The following is a 22,288-nucleotide window of genomic DNA, read 5'->3' on the forward strand; positions in this document are numbered from 1 at the left end:
CCGCCCCGCGGCGTCTCGTAGCGAGGCGGCGCCGACTTTCTGGAGGTTGTGGGGACGCGGAGATGTCGCTCAGATACACAGCCGCAGCGCTCTGCACACCGGCTCCAATCTCATCAACGGATCTAGGGCGCCTCCTGTGAGCTGTATCTGACTTTCCTTTCTGTTCCACTTCTTCAAGCCGAGGGCCTTCAGCACAGCCGCTGTCCTCAGATAGTCCGCCTCGCGTCCGCCCTCCGCGTCTGCGTGTATGTTGACGTAGCCCTTAATCTCGCCGCGGCTGGTTTTGAAAAACCTCGCCTCCTTCTCCACCGCCGCTTCGCGTCCTCCTTCTATTATCTTTGCCCTTATTTTCACTAGTAGGTGTTCTTTCCGTTCACCGCGCTCCACGCTGGCTTCCACCGCCTCGATGTGGATCTTCAGCCGCCTGCCCTCTACCTCCACCTCGCTTTCGAAAGGCGGCTTCACAGAGCCCCACATCTCGCCTTCGCGGAAGTACTCCTCCAGCCGCCGGCGCACCTCCTCTCCCTTCGCCTCCGCCTCCTTCAAAAGCGCCTCCTTCAGCCGCTGGGCCTTCTCCTTCGCATCACCCTCTCCGTGTAGGGCAAGCCAGCCGATGTACCTAAGGCCGTCCGCCGTTATCCGGACAAAGCCCCTCTCGCCCCCTCTCGGCTCTCTGGCGGTGAAGTGCACAACGCACCAGTCGCCTTCGCATGTATCCCTCATACCCAGCCCCCGCAGAAGCTCCACAGCCTTGCTGAAGGACTGGGGGTCGTTGGGTTGGTACTTTACTTCTACAGCGCCGTTTTTTCTCAGCCATACGGAGAACTTGATATCGCCCCAATCAGGCACGCCCCCCTCGAACTTCTTGACTAGGCGTCTGTAGGCGTCTTCCTTCAACGCACCCACCTCTCTGCACTGTTTGAGGAACTCCGCCACAGCCTTTCTAACCTCCTCGTGGACGGAGTCGGCGGCCAGCGCATTGGTGGTTACGACTATGCGCCACTCGTCGCGGTTGCGAGATTTGTGGTGACGCTTATCCACCTCGGCCTTAACGCCCACAGCCCTAAGCACCGCCGCCCTCCTCTCGGCCTCGGCGCGGTCGGTTGTGTCGAAGCGGAGCTCCACGGCGTTGTCTTTATCAAGACGTATTGAGTACTCAGCCGTTGCGCCGTCGGCCTCGACAACTAGCCTAGCCCTCGGCCTCTTGCCCTCCGTAGTGAAGTCCTTAATCCACGCCTTGACCCTCTCCGCCCTGGCCATGTCAATCAGCTTCGCCACCTTTGAATAAATCTGTTCGTCGCCCTTCACCACCTCAAGCATACGCTCGAGAGCCGCCAGATAAGGCAGAGCATCCCGGGCGAACCTTTTGGCCTCCCCGCCGTACAGCTTTATGTGGACCGCTCTCTCGGTTTTGTACATCTTCGGCTGGTACCCCAATCCCCTCAGCAGTGCGTAGTATAGAGCCGCCTTGACCTCCGCCGGCACCTCGTCCCCCCTTCCGCCGCCGACGGCCAGCCTAACCTCGTTTTGATACACCGAGCCGTCTCCCAGCACTGCGTGTAGGTACATCCCCACGGCGCGCCTCCTCGCAACCCCGCGCTTCCCAGCATCCTCTTCGCTCTGCGCCAGCTCTCTCAAGGAGTTCACAAGGGTGTGGAACACCCGGTGCTCCTTGAGATCCGGAGCCTTTGCAAGCCACTCGCCGATCCACCTCTCCAGCTTCTGCCTAAACGCCTCGCGGTCTACGCCAGAGCCCTCCAGATGTCTAACTACGAAATCGATGAACCTCTTCCTCTCATCCTCCGGCATGCTACGCGCCGCCGACAGCCTCTCCCACGCCTCCCTGGCATATTCGTCGTACAGCTCTACGCGGTACATAGGCCTCAGACCCTCGCTGGTTATGCTGAAGCGCTTGACGTCTATCTTGACAGGCTTTCCTCCACTCTCGCCGCCTCCCCAGTGTATCTCCTCCGCCCCTACGCCGAAGGTCGAGAGGAACGTCACCACCTGTTCCAAGGAGGTGGTCGCCATAATAATCATATCCTCATCTACATACACATCGCTCAACAGCCACCCGTCCTGAGCCTCGCGGCTGGGCGGAGGCGCCTTGCCCTTCTTCAACATCTCCTCGTACTTTAACACAGCCTTCCTCGCCTCCTCCAGCTTCCTCTCCGCCAGCGGGCGGGTCAACTCGCCGACATATAGCCAAGCGCCGCCGCCCTCCATAAGCTCCAGCTTAGCCTTCATGCCGCCGGCGTATATGACGTACTCCCCCTCCTTCTCTGTCCTCTCCACCCTCGCCTCGCCCCTCTCAAAAGCCTCCGCCAGGTGCTTCAGCTCTTCGCGCTCCTTGGCGTATCTCAACACTCTGCCCAGCATCACCGCCAATCTCTCTTCAAGCGGAAGCTCGCCTATCCGTCCGCGTTTAACGCTTTGTGCCTTCTCCAGCAACTTGAGATACGCACTAACCGGCGTGTTAGCCGCAAGCGAAGCCAAATCCTCCGCGGCGAGGGCCCTCAACGCAGTCAAGCCCACCGCATTGTCGTCTACAGATGCTCTGAGATACGCCACGGCCCTAGTGCCGTAGCTGGCGCCGGAGAATCTAGACAGCCTATAGGCAGTCGCCTCAGCCAGCTCCCTCGCCTCCAACGCGTCCACCTCTACCCACTTCGCCACCTCCTCCAACGCCTTCACGCCTTTCCTCTCAGCCGCGGCCTTTAGGTTCACGGCGATTGTGTTAAGCTCGCGTTCCGCTTCCTCCGCGATTCTCAGCACCCTACCCTCGGCCTCCTCCAGCCTCTTCACCAAGCCGTAGAACTCCCTCCACTTCTCTCTGTCGCCCTCCAGCGCCTGCTTCAAAACCTCGGCGGCTTTTTTCCTCGCCTCCCACATCTCAGTCAACTTGTCGTACACATCATGGGCGCGGCGCTGGAGAACAGCCCAAACGATTAGAAAAGCCGCCTTGGCGTATTCGTTCTTCTCCTCCTCGCTACGCTTTGGGCTATACCAATTTCTCAAAGCCTCGGCCACAGGCCCCAGCCAAGGCACCCTAACGCCCCCAGCCGCCTCCAGCAGATTAGCAAGCCTCAACAGCCTCTTCTCGTCCACGTCCGCCGCACCTCTGGAGAGCTTGTCCACAACGCTAAACAGCTCCTCAAGCGCATTGCCCACCGCCTCATTTCTCTTCTTCACAGCCTCCACCAGCTCCTCGGCGGCGGGAGGCTTCTCCAACCCGCCGTACTTAATCAGCCCGGAGGCCAGCGCCAGCTTGCCGAGTTGAATAGAGCCGAAGACGTCGTTGGCGAAGGCCCACGTGATGATGCCAGCCGCCGCGGCCGCCGCCAAAAACAGCCAAGCCCGGTGCTCGTCAACCCATGCGATTATGCGGGCAACAGCCTCGACAAACAGCTCATACAGCCTCTCCAACGCCACCTTAGCCTTCTCCAGCCACTCCCGCAGAGCCTCGTAGGCCGCCTCCGCCGCCCTCTTGACGTACTCAACAGCCCTCTCGAAGCGGCCCTCCTCGACAAGCGCCAGCGCGCCGGCAACCGCAGACACCACGGCCTCGCTGTACAGCCCGTGGTGGAGGGCGACTATGGACTCGGCAGTAGCTCCGGTGAATATGGTCAGCCTCAGGGCCTGCTCAACAGTGGCAACGGCTCTGAGAGAGCCCTCATGCACCGAGATCAGCGCCCTCAGCACCTCCCTACCCACGGCGTAGGCGTAGCGCCACGCCGCCTCCGCCATTTCTTCGCCCAGCTCCGCCCTGATCCTCTCAAGCCTCTCCCTCACCTCAGCGAAGACCCTAGCCGCGTCGGCCTCCACGGGGCTCCTCGGCTCCAGGCCGTGTACCACGTCCTCGGCCCTTTCGAGGAGGATTGCTAAGTAGTGGAGGGCCTCCGGGGAGTCGGCGGCGTGCCATATCAAGCTGTAGACGTCTCTCGCCAGAGACTCGGCCGCCTCGACGAGCGCCGCGCCGCCCCTCCTCACCAGCCTCTCCAAGTACCTAGCCCTCACCCTCTCCACAGCCCTCTTCACAGCCTTGTTAACAGCCTCAGCCGCCTCCCCATCCAGCTCCACCCTCCCCTTCACAGAGGCAAGCCAGGACACGGCAGAGGAACCCCTCAAGTGAGGAGGTATGAAGCCGAGAGGCGGCTTCTCCTTAACCTCTTCAGACGGCTTCTGGACGGGCTTCTCGCCCTCCGCCGCCTTCTCCACGGCCTCCTCGGCCGTCTTCAGAGCGGCTTTTTCAGCCGGCTTCTCCGCCTGTTTCATGGCTTTCTCAAGCTCCTCGGCGGCTGTCTTGGCCTCGTCTCTCAGTATTGAGCGTAGCCTCTCCAGCGCGTACCTCTCCACCTCTCTCACGTCGACGCCCCTGACCTCGGAGTACAGCTTGGCCGCGGCGTAGAAGGCGACGTCCACGCCGCCCGGCGGCGCCAGCCTATCCGCCAGAAGCCACTCAAGCCACTTCTTCACCCTATCCACAACAATAGGCGCGTCCTCAAGCTCCCTCAGCGCAACCAACCGCCCAGCCCTCTCAGCCAGGTGGAGAAGTATGCCCTCCCCCCAGCTCCCCGGCATCCAGCTCCAAAGCGCCTCGTATCTGCCTTTCCTCGCCTCCTCCACCAGCCGGCTGAACATAACGGCGGCCGCCCTCGACGCCAGATACGCCCTCAGCGCCCTCTGGTAGTCGCCGTACATCGCCCACAGCCTTCTGTAGTCTCTATCCAAGGCCTTTAGATAGGCGTGGAGAGCCGGGCCGTGGTCTTTCACTACTCTGTCCACGTGCTGGCCCCAGACCGACATCCCCTTGTCAGCCACACTCTTCAACACGCCGAAGACGGCGTCCACCCAGCGGTTGGGGTACGCAAAGACCCCTCCCTCCCCTACGTGAGCCACCAGCGCCTTGTTTACAAAGACGTATTCGGGAGGCGCCACGCCGAGGCGCACCTCCACGGGATCTCTCGACTTTGCTACCTCCCTTACAAGCAGATCCATCACTCCGTCGAGCACCTCCCTCAGCGCGGGGTGGTAGAGGAAGTAGTAGACGTGGCCTCTCTTCAAGACGTCTGGCTTGTACTCGCCAACCTCAACGGCGAGGCGCTTGGCGAGGAAGTCTGCAATCTTTTTACTCCTCGTCACGTAGGCCTGCACAAGGCCGCGGGGGACGGGGAACTCGCCGCGCGCCAGATACTGGCGGTACGCCTCGAGAGCCTCCTCAACGTCTTTGTCCATCGCCCTATACAGCGCCTCTAGGAGGAGCTCTTTAGAAGGCGCTATGCGCTTAACAGCCTCCGCGGCGGCCTTCAGAAGCTCTGCGGCGCCGTAGCCGAGGCCGAGGGCGCTTGTCCTCACCAAATAAGCCGCGGCGTCAGCCACGGCGTCGCCCGCCTTGACAGCCCTCTCGTAGAGAGCCGGATCGTCTAGAGACGTTGCAACCAGCTGTCTCAAGGCTGAAACCGCCTTCTCCGCCACTTCGTCAGGCAGGTCGCCTCTACCTGCCAACGCCTCGATCCTGGCAATAAGCCTCTCGGCGTACTCCCTCGGATCTTCGCCCTCCCTCCCCCTCAGCCACAGAGCCCTCCACACAGGCCTCAGCGCAGAGTCGTAGAAGCCCTCTTTGACGAGGGCTCTCTCCACATTCTCCACCTCGGCCTCCGCCATCCTCCTCAGCTCCTCCGGCAGTTGCCTATACAGCGCGGCCTCCCTCGCACGCGCCGGCTCCACTTTAGCCAACTCCTGCAGTGCGACTACAGCTACGTAGCGCCTAAGGCCTCCCTCCCCGTACCACTCCCTCGCCACCCTCTCAACCTCGTGCTTAGCGCCTGGGGAGAACTTGGCCACGGCCCTGAGCTCCTCAACAACGCCCCTCACCGCGTCTCTGTACTGCCTATACACCTCCTCGGAGGGTTGAACCTCCCTCAGCAACCTGCCGAGGTCGTAGTAGCCCCTCTCAGCCAGCCACTGCGCCACTGCGCTTGGCAACTCGACTCTGCCCTCTGCGTGGTGTCTAGCTAGGTGGGATGCTATTCTGCCCACCTCCTCCTCAAGCCTCTTGACGCGTCCATGAGCCCACTTACCGACGCTTCTAACCACGGCGTCCTCAAGCCTAGACGGCTGATATTTCGCCTCTACGTCAAGAGCCTTTGCCACGGAGATGACACCGCCCTCCCTCACGAAGGTGCGCCTCGGCTCCATCCACCTCTCAAACCTCCTGTAGACGCGGTAGGCCTCTACCGCTTTGGCGACTATATCAGCCGCGCCCTCCAGCTTCAAGTCGATCAGCCACGCCAAGGCCCTCTCCGGCGTAGACCACTTGACCAGCCTAGCGACAGCCTCCTCCGGATTCAACCTAGTCAAAGACAAGGCACCAGGGCCGAACCACCTCCGCAACTCCTCTGCCTTCTCCCTGTCTATCTGCGCCAGGGCCTCTCTCAGCTGTTTTACGTATCTGCTGTACTTCTTCGCCGCGCTCTCGGCCACCACCCTCGCCCTGTCTCTGTCTACCTTCTCGGCGGCTTTTGCAAGAGCCGCCTCCTCCCTAGCCGCCCTGGCAAGCAGAGCTGTAACTACGACATCCGGCGCCTTTCCCTTTAATGCGTAAGCCGCCTCTTCAAGAGCCAGCGCCACCCCGCCCCTGGCCAGAAGCTCGGCCAGAGCTCTGTGCCTCCTGCCCTCGGTAGTACGCATATAGCGCTGGATGCCTTCGCGCACGCCGCCCCAGTCCCACCTGGCCACGAAGCGGGCTACTCTGTCTGGGTACTGCCTGCCGCTGACCTCCTCCTCTACCAGCCTAATCCTCGGCCGTCTGATTATGTACGTCGGCATGCCCACCTTCAGCGGGACGTCCGCCAGCACAGCCACGTCCCCCACCACGTCCCTAAGCTCGGCGAAGACCGGGTAGCGGACGAATACCCGGCCGGCGAACTCCCCCAGCCTATTCACCACGTAGACGGCCGGCGGGGCCCTAAGCAAAGCCCTCTCAGGCTCCCACCCCAGATACGGCAGGAGCTGGTCGTAAAGCGTGTTATACAGCCTCCCCCGGCCGTAGGCGTCGAAAAGCTCATAGGCCCTTCCAAGGGCTCTAAGCATCTCCGACGCGGTTCTGAGGCCAAGCCTCTCGGCGGCCCATATCACGTAGGCCAGCTCCCTCTCCCCCAACACGGGAGACCTCAGGAATTCGACCAGGCGCGGATAGGCCTCAAGAGCCTTGACGTACTCCCTCAGCACAGCCCTAGCCCTCTCAACGTCCTTGGCGCCGCCTACAACCTCCCTCGCTGAGTATAGAGCCAGAGCCGCCTCAGCCGCTGAGGGCGCAATCGAGGCTATTTTAATCAACAGCCTCGCAGAGTCTGGGTCTAGGTACTTCTCAAGCTCCGCGCGCAGTCTAGACAGCTCTGCAGAAGCGGCCTCGACGGCCTCCCTCCTAAACGTCTCAACAAGCCTAACAGCCTCCTCCCCAGGCCCGGCGCCGGCCTTCTGCAGAAGAGAAATCGCCGCCGGCGCCTCTTGGTAAAGCCTCTTCAGCTCCTCCTCTCTAGCCCTGTCCTGCGTCTTTCTAAATTCTTCTAAAGTCTTAAAGTACTTGACAACGGCCTCGGCGGCCCCTGGCCTTGTAAGCTCGAGAGCCGCCTCCACGGCCCTCGTCTTTACGCCCAGCCTCCCCGCCGCCTCAAGGACAGCCTCGGCCGCCTTTCTGAGGGCCAAGATGTCGGCGTCTCCCGCCGCCAGCCTCGCAAAGGGAGGCTGGAGGGCCTCCCTAGCCTCCTTTATGGCCCTGCCCCAGATGCGCTTAGCCTCCCCTACGCCGGCACGTAGGCTAAGCTCCTCCAGGGCGTTTATGGCGATGGCCTTAATTCTCTGCCCCACGTGCTCCGCCACGCTCTTCTCGCGCCTAGCCAGCTCAGCCAGCACCACCACGGCGAGAGCCCTCTCGAAGACCTCCGCCGGCGCTGTGGGTTGCCTGAAGAGGGGAACCTCAACCTCTCTGCCCAACAGCCTCACCGTGGTGAAGTACGGCTCGTACTGCCGCTTGACGGCGGCCACCGCCTCCGCCAGCTCCCGCCCTCTTCCCCTGTACAGCTCTCTAAATGCGTTAGACAACGCCCTCCTCTCCACCTCTGTATACAGCAGAGAGGCCGCCGTTGATAGCCTAACCGCGGCCCACGCGTCTAGATACAGCGAGACGTCGCTAGGCGCCTCTATCTTCGTAAGCCTAGCCCCAACCGCCTTCTCAACCCTTTTTAGAGCTTCGGCGAGCGATTTAGCTTGCTTCAAAAGCCCCTCAGCCTCCGCGTACCTCCCGGCTCTAGCAAGCGCCTCCGCCTCCTCGACCAACTTCGACACCCTCTCCAGGGCCTCTCTGTAGCCGGGCAGTCTAACCTCAACGCGCCTCAGAGGCTCAAGCTCTCTAGAGACATCTCTCTTGACCTTCTCCAGCGCCGCCGCCCTCTCAGCGGTCTGCCACAGGCGGAGAGCCACGTCGTACTGCGCCTCTCTCACCGCCACATACGGCTCTCTGCCCTGGTACACCGCCTTGAACACCTCAGCCACCTCCCTCGCTGAGGCATGTCTATGGGCCAGCTCGACGAGGGCGGATAGCTCAGCGGCTATCCGCTTTACAGCCTCCGTGCCGCCAGCCGCCTTTGCGGCTTTTAGTTCTTCAACAAGTCTTCTGTGCTCCACGGCGATTGTATACAGAAGCGGGTCGGGAATCCAGAACTCGGCCAGGGGCCTGGGCGAGTAGGCCCTCCTCAGCTCCTCTCCGATCTGCGCCGCCGTCCTCTGCCTCTCCTCTCTATCGACAACCCTCATGCGGTACAGCTGTATGTAAGCCTCGGCGAGTTTTACATAAAACTCGGGCGGGGGCTCGGCGACGCTCAGCCGCTCAGACACGGCCCCAACCCTCTTCCTCAGCGCCTCCGCTGTCTGCACCAGCGCAGACTCCAGCCTCCCCCTCTCAGCGGGGGAGGCCTCCAGGTATCTGTGGAGTAGTTGCCTCAGGTTTTCATACTGCCTAACCACCTCCCGCGCCTCAGAAGCCGCCTCCACCACGGCTCTGTGCCTACTAGCGGCCTCCTCCACCCTCCCCACCAGCTCTCTATACAGCAGAGACAGCCCAGCGGCGCCGACGCCGCCCTCTCTGAACAGCTCCCAGCCCTCCCTCGCAGACCTCGCGTCAGAAAGCTTTTCGAGGACAGCCCTCAGCCTCTGGGCCTCCCTGGCGGTGCGCTCAACGGGGGCGAGGTCTCTCAACACCTCCGGCCTCACCTTCTCCAACAGCTTGAGGTACTCCCGTTCAAGCCTCTCGATGGTCCTCACGGCTGATTCGCCACCCCTGGCTGTGTAGAACTCCTTCAGCCTCTCCACCTCAGCCCGGAACTGCCTAACAGCCTCCTCCCTATCGCCGGAGAGCGCCGTCTTGACGGCCCTCTCAAATGCCCTTAAGACCTCAACAGCCTCCGGCTTCTCCACGGCGTAGACCCGCCTCATGTGGGCCAGCCATGAGTGCTCCATTCCGAATCTGCGGAAGTATTCGAAAGACTCCCTAAGCACCTCCCTCCTAGCCTTTTCATCGCCTTCTTTCACAGCCTTCACCGCCTTCTCCAACAGCCTAATCGCCCACGGCTCAGCGGCCATGGGCGCCAGAGCCGAGACGACGTAGACGTCTCTATACGCCGACTCCGCCATTCTCTCGGCCTTCAGCAGAGCCAGCCTCTCGGCCAAGCCCTCTCTCGACACGTACGGCTTGACAGACACGCCCCTCTCAAGAGGCGTGTGCCTCCCTACATACTCCTCGGCGCCGAGGGTGAGCTCCTTCACTGGAGGCCTCAGCATCCTCTCAACCTCCTCAGGCCTAACGGCGCCTATGGCCACCGCCCTGGCGACAGCCACCGCCCTCAGAGTGGGGAGCGAAGCCCTAATCTCGTCCACAGCCACAGCCCTGGCGTATCTACGGGCGTCGTATGGCACCGGCATAGAAAGCCAGTACTCCTCCCACAGAGCCCAGAACTGCTCGGCAGAATGCAGAAACCTCACCCTTACGGAGGGGTCGACAACAACCCTCTCCCCCTCGACGCGGGCGCCAACCAACAGCTCAGCCGCCTCTCTAGCGGTTTTAGGCTCCACCCCCGTGATTTGCCTAAAGAAGGCGGAGAATTTGGAGAAGGCCCCCATGTGTAGCTCGAGGAGGGGCTCGTATACCCCCCTAACAAGCCTCTCCACGTCTCCAACCACCTCGGAGACGGCCCTCCTCACAGCCTCCTCTCTCGGCGCGCCGGCCTTCACAAGCTCCTCCACGCGCTTCTCAATCTCCCTCTCCCAGTCCTTGACGGCTAGCTTTCTTAGAAGCTCCATATACGCTTGTCTAGCGCGCTGGACAGCCTCGCGCTCTATCTCCCTCATCTTCTGAGCCACAGCGAATTCCTCAACACGCTCGGCGACGGCCCTCGCCTTAGCCGCCGCCCTTCTGGCCAAGAGATATTCACGCACAGCCATAAACTGCTCATACTTCTCCCTGGTGATTCTGCCCTCCAGATACAGCCTCCGAATGTAGGCTGGGTTGATAAGGGCAAGCCACCTCGGCTTGTCGTCTAGAGGCCAAAGCAGTGTGAAGTAGAGCAGTGGGTACCTCCTCGCAATTTCATCCAAAGCAACGTCAAGAGCGTAGTCCACCTTCGGGAAAACCCTCCTAAGCAGGTGTATCAAATCGCCGCGGGTGTACTCATGCACCGTCTTGGCTACTCTATACCCCACCTTAGCCGCCTTGTAGGTGGCCTTCGCCGCCTCTTTGGCAACCTCGGCGGCTTTCCTGCCTCCCTTCACAAGAGCCTCCTCGGCCTGCCTCAGCCTCTGCCACACAGCCTCCTCGATGCGCCTCCTCACCTGCTCATTCACCGCCTCCGGGTGTACGCCGAATCTCCTCTCCACGTACTCCCTCGCCGAGTCCCTATACCGCTTGGCGATTACGGCCCCCTTCAACGCCAGCCTCCTAACGAGGCGTATAGAGGCCCTCTTCACAGGAGAGCCCATAAACCTCGCCAGACGGGTGAACCACTTCGACTTTAGCAGTAGGCGGATTTGGAACCAGAAGGCGAGCTCCTGCACCACGTGTATAGCCAGCCTCATTAGGTACTGCCCAAACGACGGAAAGCCGAAGACCGCGGAGAGCACCTCCAGCACCACCACCGGCGCGAACACCGCCACGAAAAGCGCCACGAAAAGACGGCCCCAAATCTCAGAGACGGCCCACCGCAGATTCAACGTAAAGCCGACATCCCAAATCGACGCACCCCACCTCTTGTCGGGCTTGGGCATGGGTGGGGTCTGCGCCGGCACGTACGGAAGCGCTACTGTGTTATTCCACGGGATTGGCCAGTAAGCCGCCAGCTCCCTCGGCGGCGGGGGCGGCGGGTTGTTCATAATCCACCTCCACCTCTGAATCCACACCCCGATTATCCTGCGCGTGGTGTTGGAATCGCCGACGGGGTAGTGCACAAGCCACGTGGCGTTTCCGGGGTAGAGGACTACAAGTCCGTAGGCTTTCTTGACGTTGTCCACGCCTACAGGCCTCCAGTCGAAACGGACGCACGCGGCGTAGAAGTTGTAAGGCGTGTACCCCCTCGGCGTAACCTCTGGCATTGGGTGGAGGGGCCTCGGCTTTACTGCGCCGTAGTAGTAGCGCCAGACGGAGGCCGCCGGCTCTATGTCGCTGACGTTTGGAGCCAGCCACTTTAGGAAGTTCAGATACGACCTGCTGTAGTTGCCCGCGGCAAGAAGGGCGAAGAATAGCTCCCTATTTACACGGGTCATGTTCTCAGCCGCCCTGGGCACAAGCCGCCACTTGGGCTCGTCGGCGGACATTACGAAGGTGGAGCATTCCTGGTCGTACTCTGCGCCTCTCAGAAGGTTTATCAGCTCGACGCCGTCTTCGCTCGTCGGCGCCTCGTCGTAGGTGTCTGGTAGCTGTACGCTCTGGGGGTTTACGGAAAGCACCACTCCGCCGAGCCACGCGAAGCCGTAGACGTAGGCGAAGTTTCGCTGGACGTCCCAGAAGACGATGCGTTTGTAGACGTGTTTGTTCTCAATCCGGCACGTGGCGCCGGCGGGGGGCGGCCCGTTGCTCCAGTTGCCGTACTTCTCCTCAGCCCAAACCCTCCAGTCCCTATAGGTGAATGGAATCGACAGCACGGCGTCGCTTCGGTTCTCCGGCACCCAAGGCCTTCTGTAAGACAACGCAGTTAGGGAGGCCGCCGAGGGCTTCAGCACCTTTTCGTATCTCGGCTCCTCCCACTCCTCCCGCGAAGTGGAGCACCACTCGTCACACCAGCAGTAGCCAGTGGGGTCACACGTCCACCCGCAGCACCACTCGCAGACCCTAGTCCACTTGTAGAAGTCCTGCGAGCCGCCCTTCTGAGGCTTACCGGCGTTTGGCACAAGGATGGTGAAGTTGGAGTAGGTGGGCTTCGTCGCGGGCTTTGTGTAGTTCGTCGCGTTGAGGCCTACGTCGTACCTCAAAACGCCCCTCTTCACAGTGGCGTTTCCGCCCTTGTAGACCTCCGAGGCGGGCGGCACCAGCCAGCCCCATACGCCTACATAGCCAGACCTCGTCTCGTTGACGAGGGTTTTGTTGTTGTAGGTCACGGTGACGTTTACGTCTGCGGTGAGCATCCGCCAGAAGTCTTGTGGGCCGGCGTATATCCTGGCCCAGGGGAAGAGCTTCTTGTAGAATTGACACTCGGCCTCCTTCATCCGATCCATCCACTCCTGCGCCGACACGTTTCCTATTGTGGCGTTCCCCACAGCCGCTCTGAAATACGGCTCGATCATGGAGTAGTCCGGACACCAGTACAGCGGCTCGACGGGCCGCGGCACGTCTAGCCACGTGTGGACTACGTAGGGGCGGCTCTGCCCGAGGCCGGTCCAGTTCTTAACGCCCACCAGCGTGGGCGCCCACCACCCCGCCGCCACCCAGTCGCTTCCATTCTTTGCCAGCGATGAGAAGAACTGCAACGCGTATTCCAACGTCGTGTTGTTTACCAGAGGGATGGGGTATGCCGATCTGTTTAGCTCCAAAATTGCCTCTCTCACCTGTGAGAGGCGCACCGTGGCGTTGTAGCGCAGAAGCGCGATTCCGTCACCCTCCACCGCCAGCGCCGTGTATATCTGGGGCTCGGGCTTCGGCGCCTTGTTAGCCCAGTGGCTTGTGGCGTTCAGCCACTGCAGAAGGGGGATGCCCTGCGCCGTCGTGTAGGCGCCGGCGATGGTGGCGACGTATAGGAAGAGGCCGACTCCGAAAAGCAGAGCCCCCAGACCCCGCACGCGGGGTAGCAACATGAGGAGCATGCCGAGGAAGAACAACGTCGGAACCCACGTCTTTGCTATTTCGCCGAGCCAGTGCAAGATGTGGTACGTCATCATGGCGCCGGTGGCTACGTTGTAGCCGGTGGCGGCTACGTGGTATATTGCATCTGCTATTTCGTATATCCGCATGGCGGCGGCTGTTATGGCCACAGAGCCTCCTCCGGTGAGAGGCGCGAGGACAACCCCGAGGACTATGGCGGCGAGGGCGGCGGTCATGGCAAAAGCCGCCCCCTCAATGGCATAGGCGAAGGTCAGTGCAGTACTGTAGGCCAGGTCGAAAGCCTCCTTCATACGCTTTACGCTCTCCTTGAGGACATGCTCCACGTCGTAGTAGCCGTAGAGGTAAACCGGCGTCGGCGCGAAGGGAGCCACCAGCCTAAAGGCGAAGTCCACCACAAAGGGCGTGAGCAGAACCAGCCCAAGGGCGAATATGGGGAAGTACCACTCCTCGTCTCCCTTAACGAACAAGAGGTATAGGGCGGAGAGGACTCCTGCGATAATTAGGGCCTCCGTCGTGGGTATGGCCACGGGCACTCCCCATGTTAAATATTTAAAGATTTTTGCATATAACCCATGGGTTTTATTATGTCTATGTATAATTCCTCTTATTCAAACTAATATTTTGTATATGGCTTCGTGGCGTATCGACGGGGGGCTGTGTATTACATTTATAACGTTTGTTGAAAAATTCTATATATCGAAAGAGGGGATTATATAGACTTTATTAAAAGTTTTAGTGAAGTCTCCCCCGATACATAAAGTATATATTGACGCAGTTTACACATGCCGGAGAGGCGGCGGGAAACACGCCGGATGTAAACAGCGCGCCGAAGTCTGTAAACTGGCTCTCGCACAACACCCATAACTCAAAAACGGTACCTCTACATACGGAAAACATAAAAATATAACACTCCAGAAAACTCCCCTACAAAGATGTGTAGCGGCGTGTAGAAGGCGGCGGGGGCTGGGGAAAGCTATATAAACTTGTCCTTTTCCCCCTACCATGCCTATTACCCTGGATCCCGAGAAGCTGGCCATAGTGATGAAGCACCGCTTCCAGTACAAAATCTGTAGAGAGTGCGGGGCGAGGAATCCTCCCGACGCGGAGAAGTGCCGCCGCTGCCGCTCCCGCAACCTGCGGCCAAAGAAGTTTAAGAAGAAGTAGCTATAGGGGCTCGACGTAGAACCTGGGGGGCTCTATCCTCTCGCTTTTGCAACGGGGGCACCTGCCCGGCTTCTTGAGCCTCTCTCTGTCTCTAAATTCGTATCCGCAGTTTCTGCAGATCGCCGGCACCACCTCCAGCCGATAGCCCAACCTCTTCAGCGTCTTTTTGACGTGCTCGAGTTCGTCGTAGAGCTCGCTGGGCTTCAGCTCTGTGTTGACTATGATCTGAAGCTGGTTTACTGTCAGCGGCTCTCTGCTCTCGATGAGGGCCTTGATCAGCCTCTCCCTGACTGTTTCCATTACTTTTCAATAACGGCGGACTGGAGCCAGAGGGCTTTATACACCCCGCCAGGCTTCAAGACGGCGAAGGTGAAGACGTGGGTGTTTCTGTCGCCCGCCCGCTGGGCCTCTATTCTTATGAACCTAGCGTACTCCGGCTTCTCGGCCGGGTCGACGTTGGCGTCCAGTAGCTGGGTGGCTGTGGGGGCGTAGCCCGCGGCCTTGAGCTGGGCCTCTATACATTTTACAAGCTCCAGCGGAGAGGCGCCGGAGCACTGGGCCTTCTCTATTGCCTCCTTAACCCGTGCGTGTTCTACGCTGTAGTTCATGGACATCCCTAACTCACCCATTTAAATAAATTGGGCTCAGCCGCTCAGCCCTCTTCACCGACTCAGGCCTTGTAAGCGTCGTCACCAATTCTTAAAAACTCCAGGCATTAAATACTTATGAAGTGGGTAGGGGTGGCGGTTATTGTCTTGGTTTTTCTTGTTGTTTTTCTTATGCCTCCCTCACTGCTGAGGTTTGCAGACCCTTTTCAAGGCCCTCTCAAGGCTGTGGCGCGTCCGGCGCCGCCGGCGCCTCTTGAGAACTACGCCTTGGTGATTAAAGCCGCCGACGAGAGGGAGGCCTTCTACAAGCTGGGCTACGCCCACGCCTACTACCGCTTCTTCCAGATGGACGTCATGAGGAGGGTGGCGGAGGGCCGGCTGTCGGAGCTGGTGGGAGGGGCGGCTCTTGACACCGATATCTATTTCAGAACGAGGGGGTTGTACATGTCCGCTGAGAAGACGTGGGAGTACATCAAACAGAACTACCCTCAATACGCCGCGCTTGTGGAGGAGTACGTCAGGGGGGTTAACGACTACCTAGCCGCGAATCCTCCGATTGTCGAGTACTTAATCCTGGGGAAGAGGCCCGAGCCGTGGAGGCCTGTTGATACCTTCGCAGTGAATAAGCTCATCGCGTGGTCTCTAAGCGGCGGCGAGGACGATCTACAGCTTAAAGTTCTGGTCGACGCCTTGGGGCCCCAGTTTTTGGATATAGCCCTCGCCAGGGAGTTGAACACGCCTATTCTGCCTCGCAAGGCGACGTTTTCCCCGGCTATTGAGCTGGGTAGCAACAATTGGATCATCTCGCCTAACTTAACCGCCACGGGCAGGCCGATATTGGCTAACGACCCCCACCTCTCGCTCACAGCCCCGCCTACATGGATTTTTCAACGGGTCGAGACGCCTGACTACACGGTGATGGGAGTCGCCTTCCCCGGGACGCCGGTTGTGGTGATTGGGACTAACGGCTACGTGGCGTGGGGCTTCACCAACACAGGAGTCGACGTGATTGATTACTACTACTACGTGTGGAACGGCACCAAGTACCTCTACAAGGGCGCGTGGATCGAGGCCGACAAACGTGTGGAGAGGTTCAGGATATGCGACCTCGATAACAGATGTGTCGAGAAGACTGTTGAGGTTTTGGAGACTGTGCACGGCCCCGTGATTGAGTTTAGGGGGCAGAGGTACGCCATGCGCTGGCTTGGCAACAACGTGACTCTCGAGGCCCTTGCGCTTTACTACATGGATAGGGCTAGGAACCTCACCGAGTTTCTAAACGGGCTTAGGTACTTCGTGACGCCTAGCCAAAACACAGTATACGCAGATAGATACGGCGTGGTTGCGTACTTCGCCAGCGGCTACTACCCCATTAGAGAAGGCGGCTACCTGCCCTTCAACGGGTCGAGGGGCGAGGGGGAGTGGACGGGGTATGTCTGGCTCCCCTCGGTCCTCAACTACGTAAACCCGCCCTACCTAGCCACTGCAAATAACAAGGTGGCAGACGCCAATATCTACCTACAGTGGAGGTGGGCAGACCGCTATAGGCACGACAGGATTATGGAGCTCATCGCCCAGAAGCTGGCCCGCGGTAAGATTACTGTGGAGGACGTGATGGACATCCAGCGGGATGTTGTGGATATCTCGTGTAGAGATGTGAAGCAGTTGCTTGAGCTCTACGGAGGGGACAGCGGGAGGAGGCTTCTGGACGAGTTGAATAGGTGGAGTTGCGAGATGTCTCCAGGCTCCACAACGGCGTCTAGATACGCCGCGTTTCTATACAACCTGCAGAAACTCGCGTGGGAGAGGTTTAACATATCCATTACCTTCGTGCCTTTTGAGGTGACCGTGGCCTCCATCAAGAAGGGGCTTATTGACAGATCGGTTGTAGAGAAGGCGGCGGAGGAGGCGTTGAAGGTAAATGCCCCCTGGGGCTCGGTGCACAAGTACGCCATCTCCCATCTGCTGGGCTCCGCCTTTCCGGGGCTTAACTACAGGAGGGTGGAGGCGCCTGGCGACTGGTTCACGGTTAACGTGGCGCCTGGGTTCAACGTGGCTCACGGCCCAAGCGTTAGGTTTATAGTGGCTTTTGGCTCTGGGGTGTATATGATGTTGCCGGGGGGCCCGGACGGGGATCCCCTAAGCCCGCTTTACGACGCGATGTACATGCCGTGGGTTAGGGGGGAGTATGTCAAGGTGGGTTAGGTACATAGGTCTCCTAATTCCGTTGTTCGGCGCGGCGTCGCCTTGGCATGTGTTAAACGCGGCGTTGTTGCCCTTCGTAGGGGGCGTCGTCTACGGCTACTTCACAGAGAGGCGCCGCGGGGTTGTTCTAGCGCCGCTGGCCGCCCTCATCCCAATAGGTCTCGTGCTGGTCTACTACGCGGCTGTGGACGTGGCTAGGCTAACACGCTTCTTTTCAATATTCCCGCTCTTCGTTGGTTTGTGGGCCGTGTTTTGGCTATTGTTTTTCACGGCTGGGGCAGTGGCTGGGCACTTACTACGGCCTAGGAATAGATAAAAATACGCGAAAAGCAGAAATTATGAACACCAAACTTTTGGCAGTAATAGCGGCAGTGGTGGTGTTGGCGGTAGTCGGGGCCTTGGTTGCGTTTCAAGCTCCGCCGCCCCAGCAGCAAACCTCCCCAGCGCCTACACAAACAACACCCCCCGCTACTACGACTAAGCAAGCGCCCAAGGGTGCTATATATGTTATATACGATATAGGCGGAAGGGGGGGACCTCTCTTTTAACGACATGGCCTACCTCGGGGCGTCCAGAGCAGCCGAGACTTTTGGGCTTGGCTTGAAGGAGGTGCAGAGCAGAACTCAGGACGACTACGTGCCTAATCTACGCGCCGCCGCCAAATCCGGCGATGCCGCTATAATCGTCGCCGTGGGCTTCTTGATGACTGACGCGGTGAAGTCGGTGTCGCAGGAGTTCCCCGACGCCAAATTTGCAATAATCGACGGCTACATACCGGACAGGCCCAACGTCATGTCTGTCTTGTACAGAGAAAACGAGGGCTCCGCCCTAGTGGGGGCCTTGGCCGCCCTCACAGCTTACTACTACAACTGTAGCAAGGTGGGTATTGTGCTGGGTATGGAGATACCGGTCCTCTGGAAGTTTGAAATCGGCTACGCCTACGGCGTTAGGTGGGCGGAGCGCTACATTAAGCAGAAGTTTGGAAAAGATGCCAAGTTCGACATTCTCTACATATACACCGGCTCCTTCAACGACCCAGCTAAGGGCAAGCAGGCCGCCGAGGTGATGCTGGCCCAAGGCGTCTGCGTGATTTACCAAGCCGCCGGCGCCACGGGGCTAGGCGTCTTTGAGGCGGTGGCCGAGGCTGGCAAGAAGGCTGGGAGGTCGATGGGGCCGCCGTTCGCCATCGGCGTCGACGCGGATCAGGACTACCTGAAGCCCGGCTTTATACTGGCGTCGATGATGAAGCGCGTCGACGTGGGCGTCTACACAGCGGCGAAGATGGCCGTGGAGGGCGAGTTCAAGGGCGGCGTGTTGGAGCTGGGGCTTAAGGAGGGCGGCATCTCGGTGAGCACGCTCGACGACCTTAACCAGTTTATACAGATAGGCGTGAGGGCCGGGGCCGTCAAGCAGGCGGACGCCGATAAGATTATCGCCGCTGTGAGGGAGATGAGGTCTAAGATACCTACGTGGGTTTTGGGAAGCTGTGGATCAGCTAAAGCAAGACATCATCAACGGCAAGGTCGCCGTGCCGCTTCCCACGACGCAGGACCAGGTGGCTCAGCTCAGGAAGGAGCTCGGCCTAGGCGCCGTCAGCTAATGAAGGCCTCTCTAAAGGAAATTCACAAGGTTTTTTCAGACGGCACCCACGCCCTTCGTGGGGTTTCTCTCGATATTTCGCCTGGCGAGGTGCTGGCCCTCCTGGGCGAGAACGGCGCGGGGAAGACCACTCTTATGAAAATACTGGCTGGCGTCTACCGCCCCACCTCGGGGGAGATATACATAGAGGGGAGGAGGGTGAGGTTTAGAAACGCCAGGGATGCGCAGAGGGCTGGTATCGCCATGGTGCACCAGCACCTCTCCCTAATACCGGGCCTCACCGCTATTGAAAACATAGCGCTTGCCGAGGGCGCCGGTCTGAGGCCCATATCTGCAGAGGTTAGGCAGAGGGCTGTGAAGATCGCGGAGGAGCTGGGTTTCGACGTCGAGTGGGACAGGGATGTGGAGGAGCTGCCGCTGGGGGTTAGGCAGAGGGTTGAGATAGTGAAGGCCCTGTACTGGGGGGCCGACTTGTTGATACTTGACGAGCCCACCACCGTGCTGTCGCCTCCAGAGGTGAAGTCGCTCTTCCAAGTGGTGAGGAGGCTTAGGGAGCGGGGCAAGTCTGTGGTGTACATTACCCACAAAATCCCGGAGGTGCTTGAAATTGCGGATAGGGTGGTGGTGTTGAGGAGGGGGGTTAAGGCGGCGGAGTTTACGCCGCCCTACGACCCGAAGAGGCTTGTGGAGGCTATGGTGGGCGAGTTGAGGGTGGAGGCCGTCAGCCGCGTTGGGCGGCCGGGGGAGAGGCCCGTTCTAGAGGTCGCGGATCTGTGGGTGTACGAGGGCGGCAGGGCTGTGGTTCAGGGGGTGAACCTAGTGGTTAGGGAGAGGGAGATACTGGCCGTGGTGGGGGTGGAGGGCAACGGGCAGGAGCATTTGGTGGAGGCTATCGTAGGCGTGAGGAGGCACAAGGGCGTTGTGAAGATCCACGGCGGCTACGCCTACATACCCGACGACAGGCAGAGGAAGGCCATGCTTCTCGAAAGGCCGCTGGTGGAGAACGCCGTGTTGGGGAGGGAGGGGGAGTTCGCGCGGCGCGGCTTAATCTCGTGGAGCGCGGCCAGCCGCTTCACCGCTAAGCTAATTGAGGAATTTGGAATCGTGGCGCCGGGCCCGTGGGCGGTGGCGAGGCACCTCTCAGGGGGCAACCAGCAGAAGCTGGTGGTGGGTAGGGAGCTGAGCAGAGGGGCTAGGCTCATCATAGCGCACCAACCCACGAGGGGGCTCGACGTTGCGACCACCGAGTATGTCCAGCAGTTGCTAATCAAGGCGAGGAACGGGGGCGCCGGCGTTCTCCTTGTGACGAGCGATCTAGATGAGGCGTATAAGCTGGCCGACACCATAGCCGTGATGTACAGAGGCAAGGTGGTGGCCGTGGGGCCTGTGGACGAGATGACTGTCGAGGTGGTGGGCAGGAAGATGGCTGGGCTATGAAGATCCAGACGCTTTCCAGCCTCAACATTATCGCCGCGTTGGCACTGGCGTTTGTGATAGGCGCCGTGCTTATGTGGGTCTCGGGCTACGACCCGGCCTCCTCCTACTACTCCATGCTCGTCACCCCCTTCTCGGATAGGGTCTACCTCCTCTCAGCTCTTGCATTCTCGGCGCCCATAGTCCTCACAGGGCTGACCTTCGCCCTCGGGCTCAGGACGGGGCTCTTCAACATAGGGGCCGAGGGGCAGGTATACATGGGCGCCCTGGGGGCAGTGATCGCCGCTTACTTCGCGAGGAGCTTGGCGGCTCTGCCGCTTGCCCTCGCCATTGGCTTAGCCCTCGCCGTGTTGTGGTCGGCCGTGCCCGCCGTGTTGAAGATGTGGCGCGGCGTCAACGAGGTGGTGAGCACGATAATGATGAACTGGATCGCCTACTGGACCGTCATCATGGCGGTCTCGACAGCGTTCGCCAACCCCCTCCAGCCTGAGGAGTCTGTAAAGACGCCGGAGGTCGCGAGGCTCACCCCCTTGATTCCGGGCACCGACTTCACAGTGGCGGTGCCTGTGGCGTATATAGTGGCCTTGCTAATGTACATATTTCTGAAGTACAGCGTGTGGGGGTACAGGATATCTGTCAGCGGGTTGAATCCAATCGCCGCAAGGTCGTACGGCATAAAACCAGAGCGGGCTGTGCTCGCCGCCTTCGCCCTGGGGGCGCTGACAGCCGGCCTAGCCGGCGTGTTGCAGGTGGTGGCGAGGCCGCCGTCCTACAGCTTAATGAGAAACCTCGCCAATGTATACGGCATAGGCTTCGACGGCATCACCGCAGCGATGCTGGGCAGGGGGCACCCTCTCGGCGTGGTGCTGGCCTCGATATTCCTCGGTGTTATGCAGGAGGGGGCGCGCCACATGCAGATTGAGGCGGGGACGCCTTTTGAGTTTGTGAGGGTGGTGCAAGGCCTCATCATACTGCTCCTCGCAGTGCAGATTTTGAGGAGGCCGTGATCGACCTAATACTAATGCAAGCCCTCTTAGCCGCCGTGCCGATTCTCCTGGCGTCGCTGGGGGAGATCTTGATGGAGAGGAGCGGCGTCGTCAACATCGGGCTGGAGGGCCTTATGTTGCTAGGCGCCTTCTCAGGTCCGCTCTTCGTAGACTACCTACACTACAGACTTGGGGCACAGTTGCCAGATCCCCTCTGGCCGCTTGCGGCTTTCCTAGCCGCCGCGCTAGTCGGCATGGCGGTAGGCCTCGTGCACGGCTACATATCCACCTACCTGGCCGGCGATCAGATAATCAGCGGGGTGGCCATAAACCTCTTCGCCGCAGGCGCCGTGGCTTACGGGATACAGGCCTACTGGGGCGTGGCCGGGTATAAACAGGTGCCTGACTGGGCGAAGGCCGACCCCCTGGCGCTCGCCGCCTTCGCCCTGGTCCTCGCCGGCTTTATGTGGTATGTGCTGTTCAGGTCTAGGCTGGGGATCGTCATCAGGGCATGCGGCGAGGATCCAGAATCGGCGTTTAACGTAGGCGTAGACGTCAACAGAGTAAGGCTCCTAGCCACAGTCATAGGCTCCTCCCTCGCGGCGCTCGCGGGGGCGTATCTCAGCATTGCCTACCTCTCTGTAGTCACCAAGGAGATATCCGCCGGCAGGGGCTTCATCGCGCTGGCCAACGTTGTTTTCGCCAACTGGAACCCAGCCCTCGCGGTGGCGGGCGCCTACATATTTGGCTTCTTTGACGCCCTCTCTTACTGGCTACAGACGGCGGGGGTCGCCAGGTACGAAATAACGAGGATGATACCATACATAGCCACCCTCCTCATAGTAGCCGGCGTAATTGGCCGCGCCAGGCCGCCGAGGGCGGTGGGGAAGCCGTTTAGGAGAGAATAATTATAAAGTGGAGAGTTGGTA

Annotated in this window: 9 protein-coding genes and 1 pseudogene; 7 read left to right on the forward strand and 3 right to left on the reverse strand. The window is 60.1% G+C overall.

What is annotated here, in order from left to right; all coding sequences use genetic code 11:
- Window positions 1-69: 69 nt before the first annotated feature.
- Window positions 70-13,890, reverse strand: coding sequence for a hypothetical protein (locus P186_RS06650; RefSeq protein ID WP_014288678.1), 13,821 nt, complete (start codon window positions 13,888-13,890; stop codon window positions 70-72).
- Window positions 13,891-14,365: 475 nt separating this feature from the next.
- On the opposite strand from P186_RS06650, the gene P186_RS06655 reads away from it, so the two are divergent.
- Window positions 14,366-14,527: a 50S ribosomal protein L40e gene (locus P186_RS06655; protein ID WP_014288681.1), complete on the forward strand. Its 162-nt coding sequence runs from the start codon at window positions 14,366-14,368 to the stop codon at window positions 14,525-14,527.
- On the opposite strand, the gene P186_RS06660 is transcribed toward P186_RS06655, so the two are convergent.
- Window positions 14,528-14,827, reverse strand: coding sequence for a transcriptional regulator (locus P186_RS06660; RefSeq protein ID WP_014288682.1), 300 nt, complete (start codon window positions 14,825-14,827; stop codon window positions 14,528-14,530).
- A complete protein-coding gene (locus P186_RS06665) occupies window positions 14,827-15,135 on the reverse strand; it encodes a hypothetical protein (protein ID WP_014288683.1) in 309 nt (102 codons plus the stop codon). The genes P186_RS06660 and P186_RS06665 overlap by 1 nt, the downstream gene beginning before the upstream one ends.
- A 117-nt stretch (window positions 15,136-15,252) precedes the next feature.
- Between P186_RS06665 and P186_RS06670 the strand changes: the two genes are divergently transcribed.
- From P186_RS06670 to P186_RS06695, 6 genes and pseudogenes are all read left to right on the forward strand, one after another.
- Window positions 15,253-17,340, forward strand: coding sequence for a penicillin acylase family protein (locus P186_RS06670; protein WP_014288684.1), 2,088 nt, complete (start codon window positions 15,253-15,255; stop codon window positions 17,338-17,340).
- Window positions 17,324-17,656, forward strand: coding sequence for a hypothetical protein (locus tag P186_RS06675; protein WP_014288685.1), 333 nt, complete (start codon window positions 17,324-17,326; stop codon window positions 17,654-17,656). Before P186_RS06670 ends, P186_RS06675 begins: the two co-directional genes overlap by 17 nt.
- A 22-nt stretch (window positions 17,657-17,678) precedes the next feature.
- Window positions 17,679-18,940, forward strand: a pseudogene (locus P186_RS06680) (BMP family lipoprotein).
- Window positions 18,940-20,376, forward strand: a complete 1,437-nt coding sequence (locus P186_RS06685; RefSeq protein ID WP_148682815.1) for an ABC transporter ATP-binding protein — start codon at window positions 18,940-18,942, stop codon at window positions 20,374-20,376. The pseudogene P186_RS06680 and the gene P186_RS06685 overlap by 1 nt, the downstream one beginning before the upstream one ends.
- Window positions 20,373-21,380, forward strand: coding sequence for an ABC transporter permease (locus P186_RS06690; protein ID WP_014288688.1), 1,008 nt, complete (start codon window positions 20,373-20,375; stop codon window positions 21,378-21,380). Before P186_RS06685 ends, P186_RS06690 begins: the two co-directional genes overlap by 4 nt.
- Window positions 21,377-22,267: an ABC transporter permease gene (locus P186_RS06695; RefSeq protein WP_014288689.1), complete on the forward strand. Its 891-nt coding sequence runs from the start codon at window positions 21,377-21,379 to the stop codon at window positions 22,265-22,267. Before P186_RS06690 ends, P186_RS06695 begins: the two co-directional genes overlap by 4 nt.
- Window positions 22,268-22,288 lie beyond the last annotated feature (21 nt).

The organism is Pyrobaculum ferrireducens, from assembly GCF_000234805.1.
Classification (GTDB): Archaea; Thermoproteota; Thermoprotei; order Thermoproteales; family Thermoproteaceae; genus Pyrobaculum; species Pyrobaculum ferrireducens.

Bases quoted from the DNA above. Each gene is read 5' to 3' on its own strand.
- P186_RS06670 (WP_014288684.1), top strand. From the start codon at position 15,253: ATGAAGTGGGTAGGGGTGGCGGTTATTGTCTTGGTTTTTCTTGTTGTT.
- P186_RS06665 (WP_014288683.1), bottom strand. From the start codon at position 15,135: ATGAACTACAGCGTAGAACACGCACGGGTTAAGGAGGCAATAGAGAAG.
- P186_RS06675 (WP_014288685.1), top strand. From the start codon at position 17,324: ATGTCAAGGTGGGTTAGGTACATAGGTCTCCTAATTCCGTTGTTCGGC.
- P186_RS06655 (WP_014288681.1), top strand. From the start codon at position 14,366: ATGCCTATTACCCTGGATCCCGAGAAGCTGGCCATAGTGATGAAGCAC.
- P186_RS06685 (WP_148682815.1), top strand. From the start codon at position 18,940: ATGAAGGCCTCTCTAAAGGAAATTCACAAGGTTTTTTCAGACGGCACC.
- P186_RS06690 (WP_014288688.1), top strand. From the start codon at position 20,373: ATGAAGATCCAGACGCTTTCCAGCCTCAACATTATCGCCGCGTTGGCA.
- P186_RS06660 (WP_014288682.1), bottom strand. From the start codon at position 14,827: ATGGAAACAGTCAGGGAGAGGCTGATCAAGGCCCTCATCGAGAGCAGA.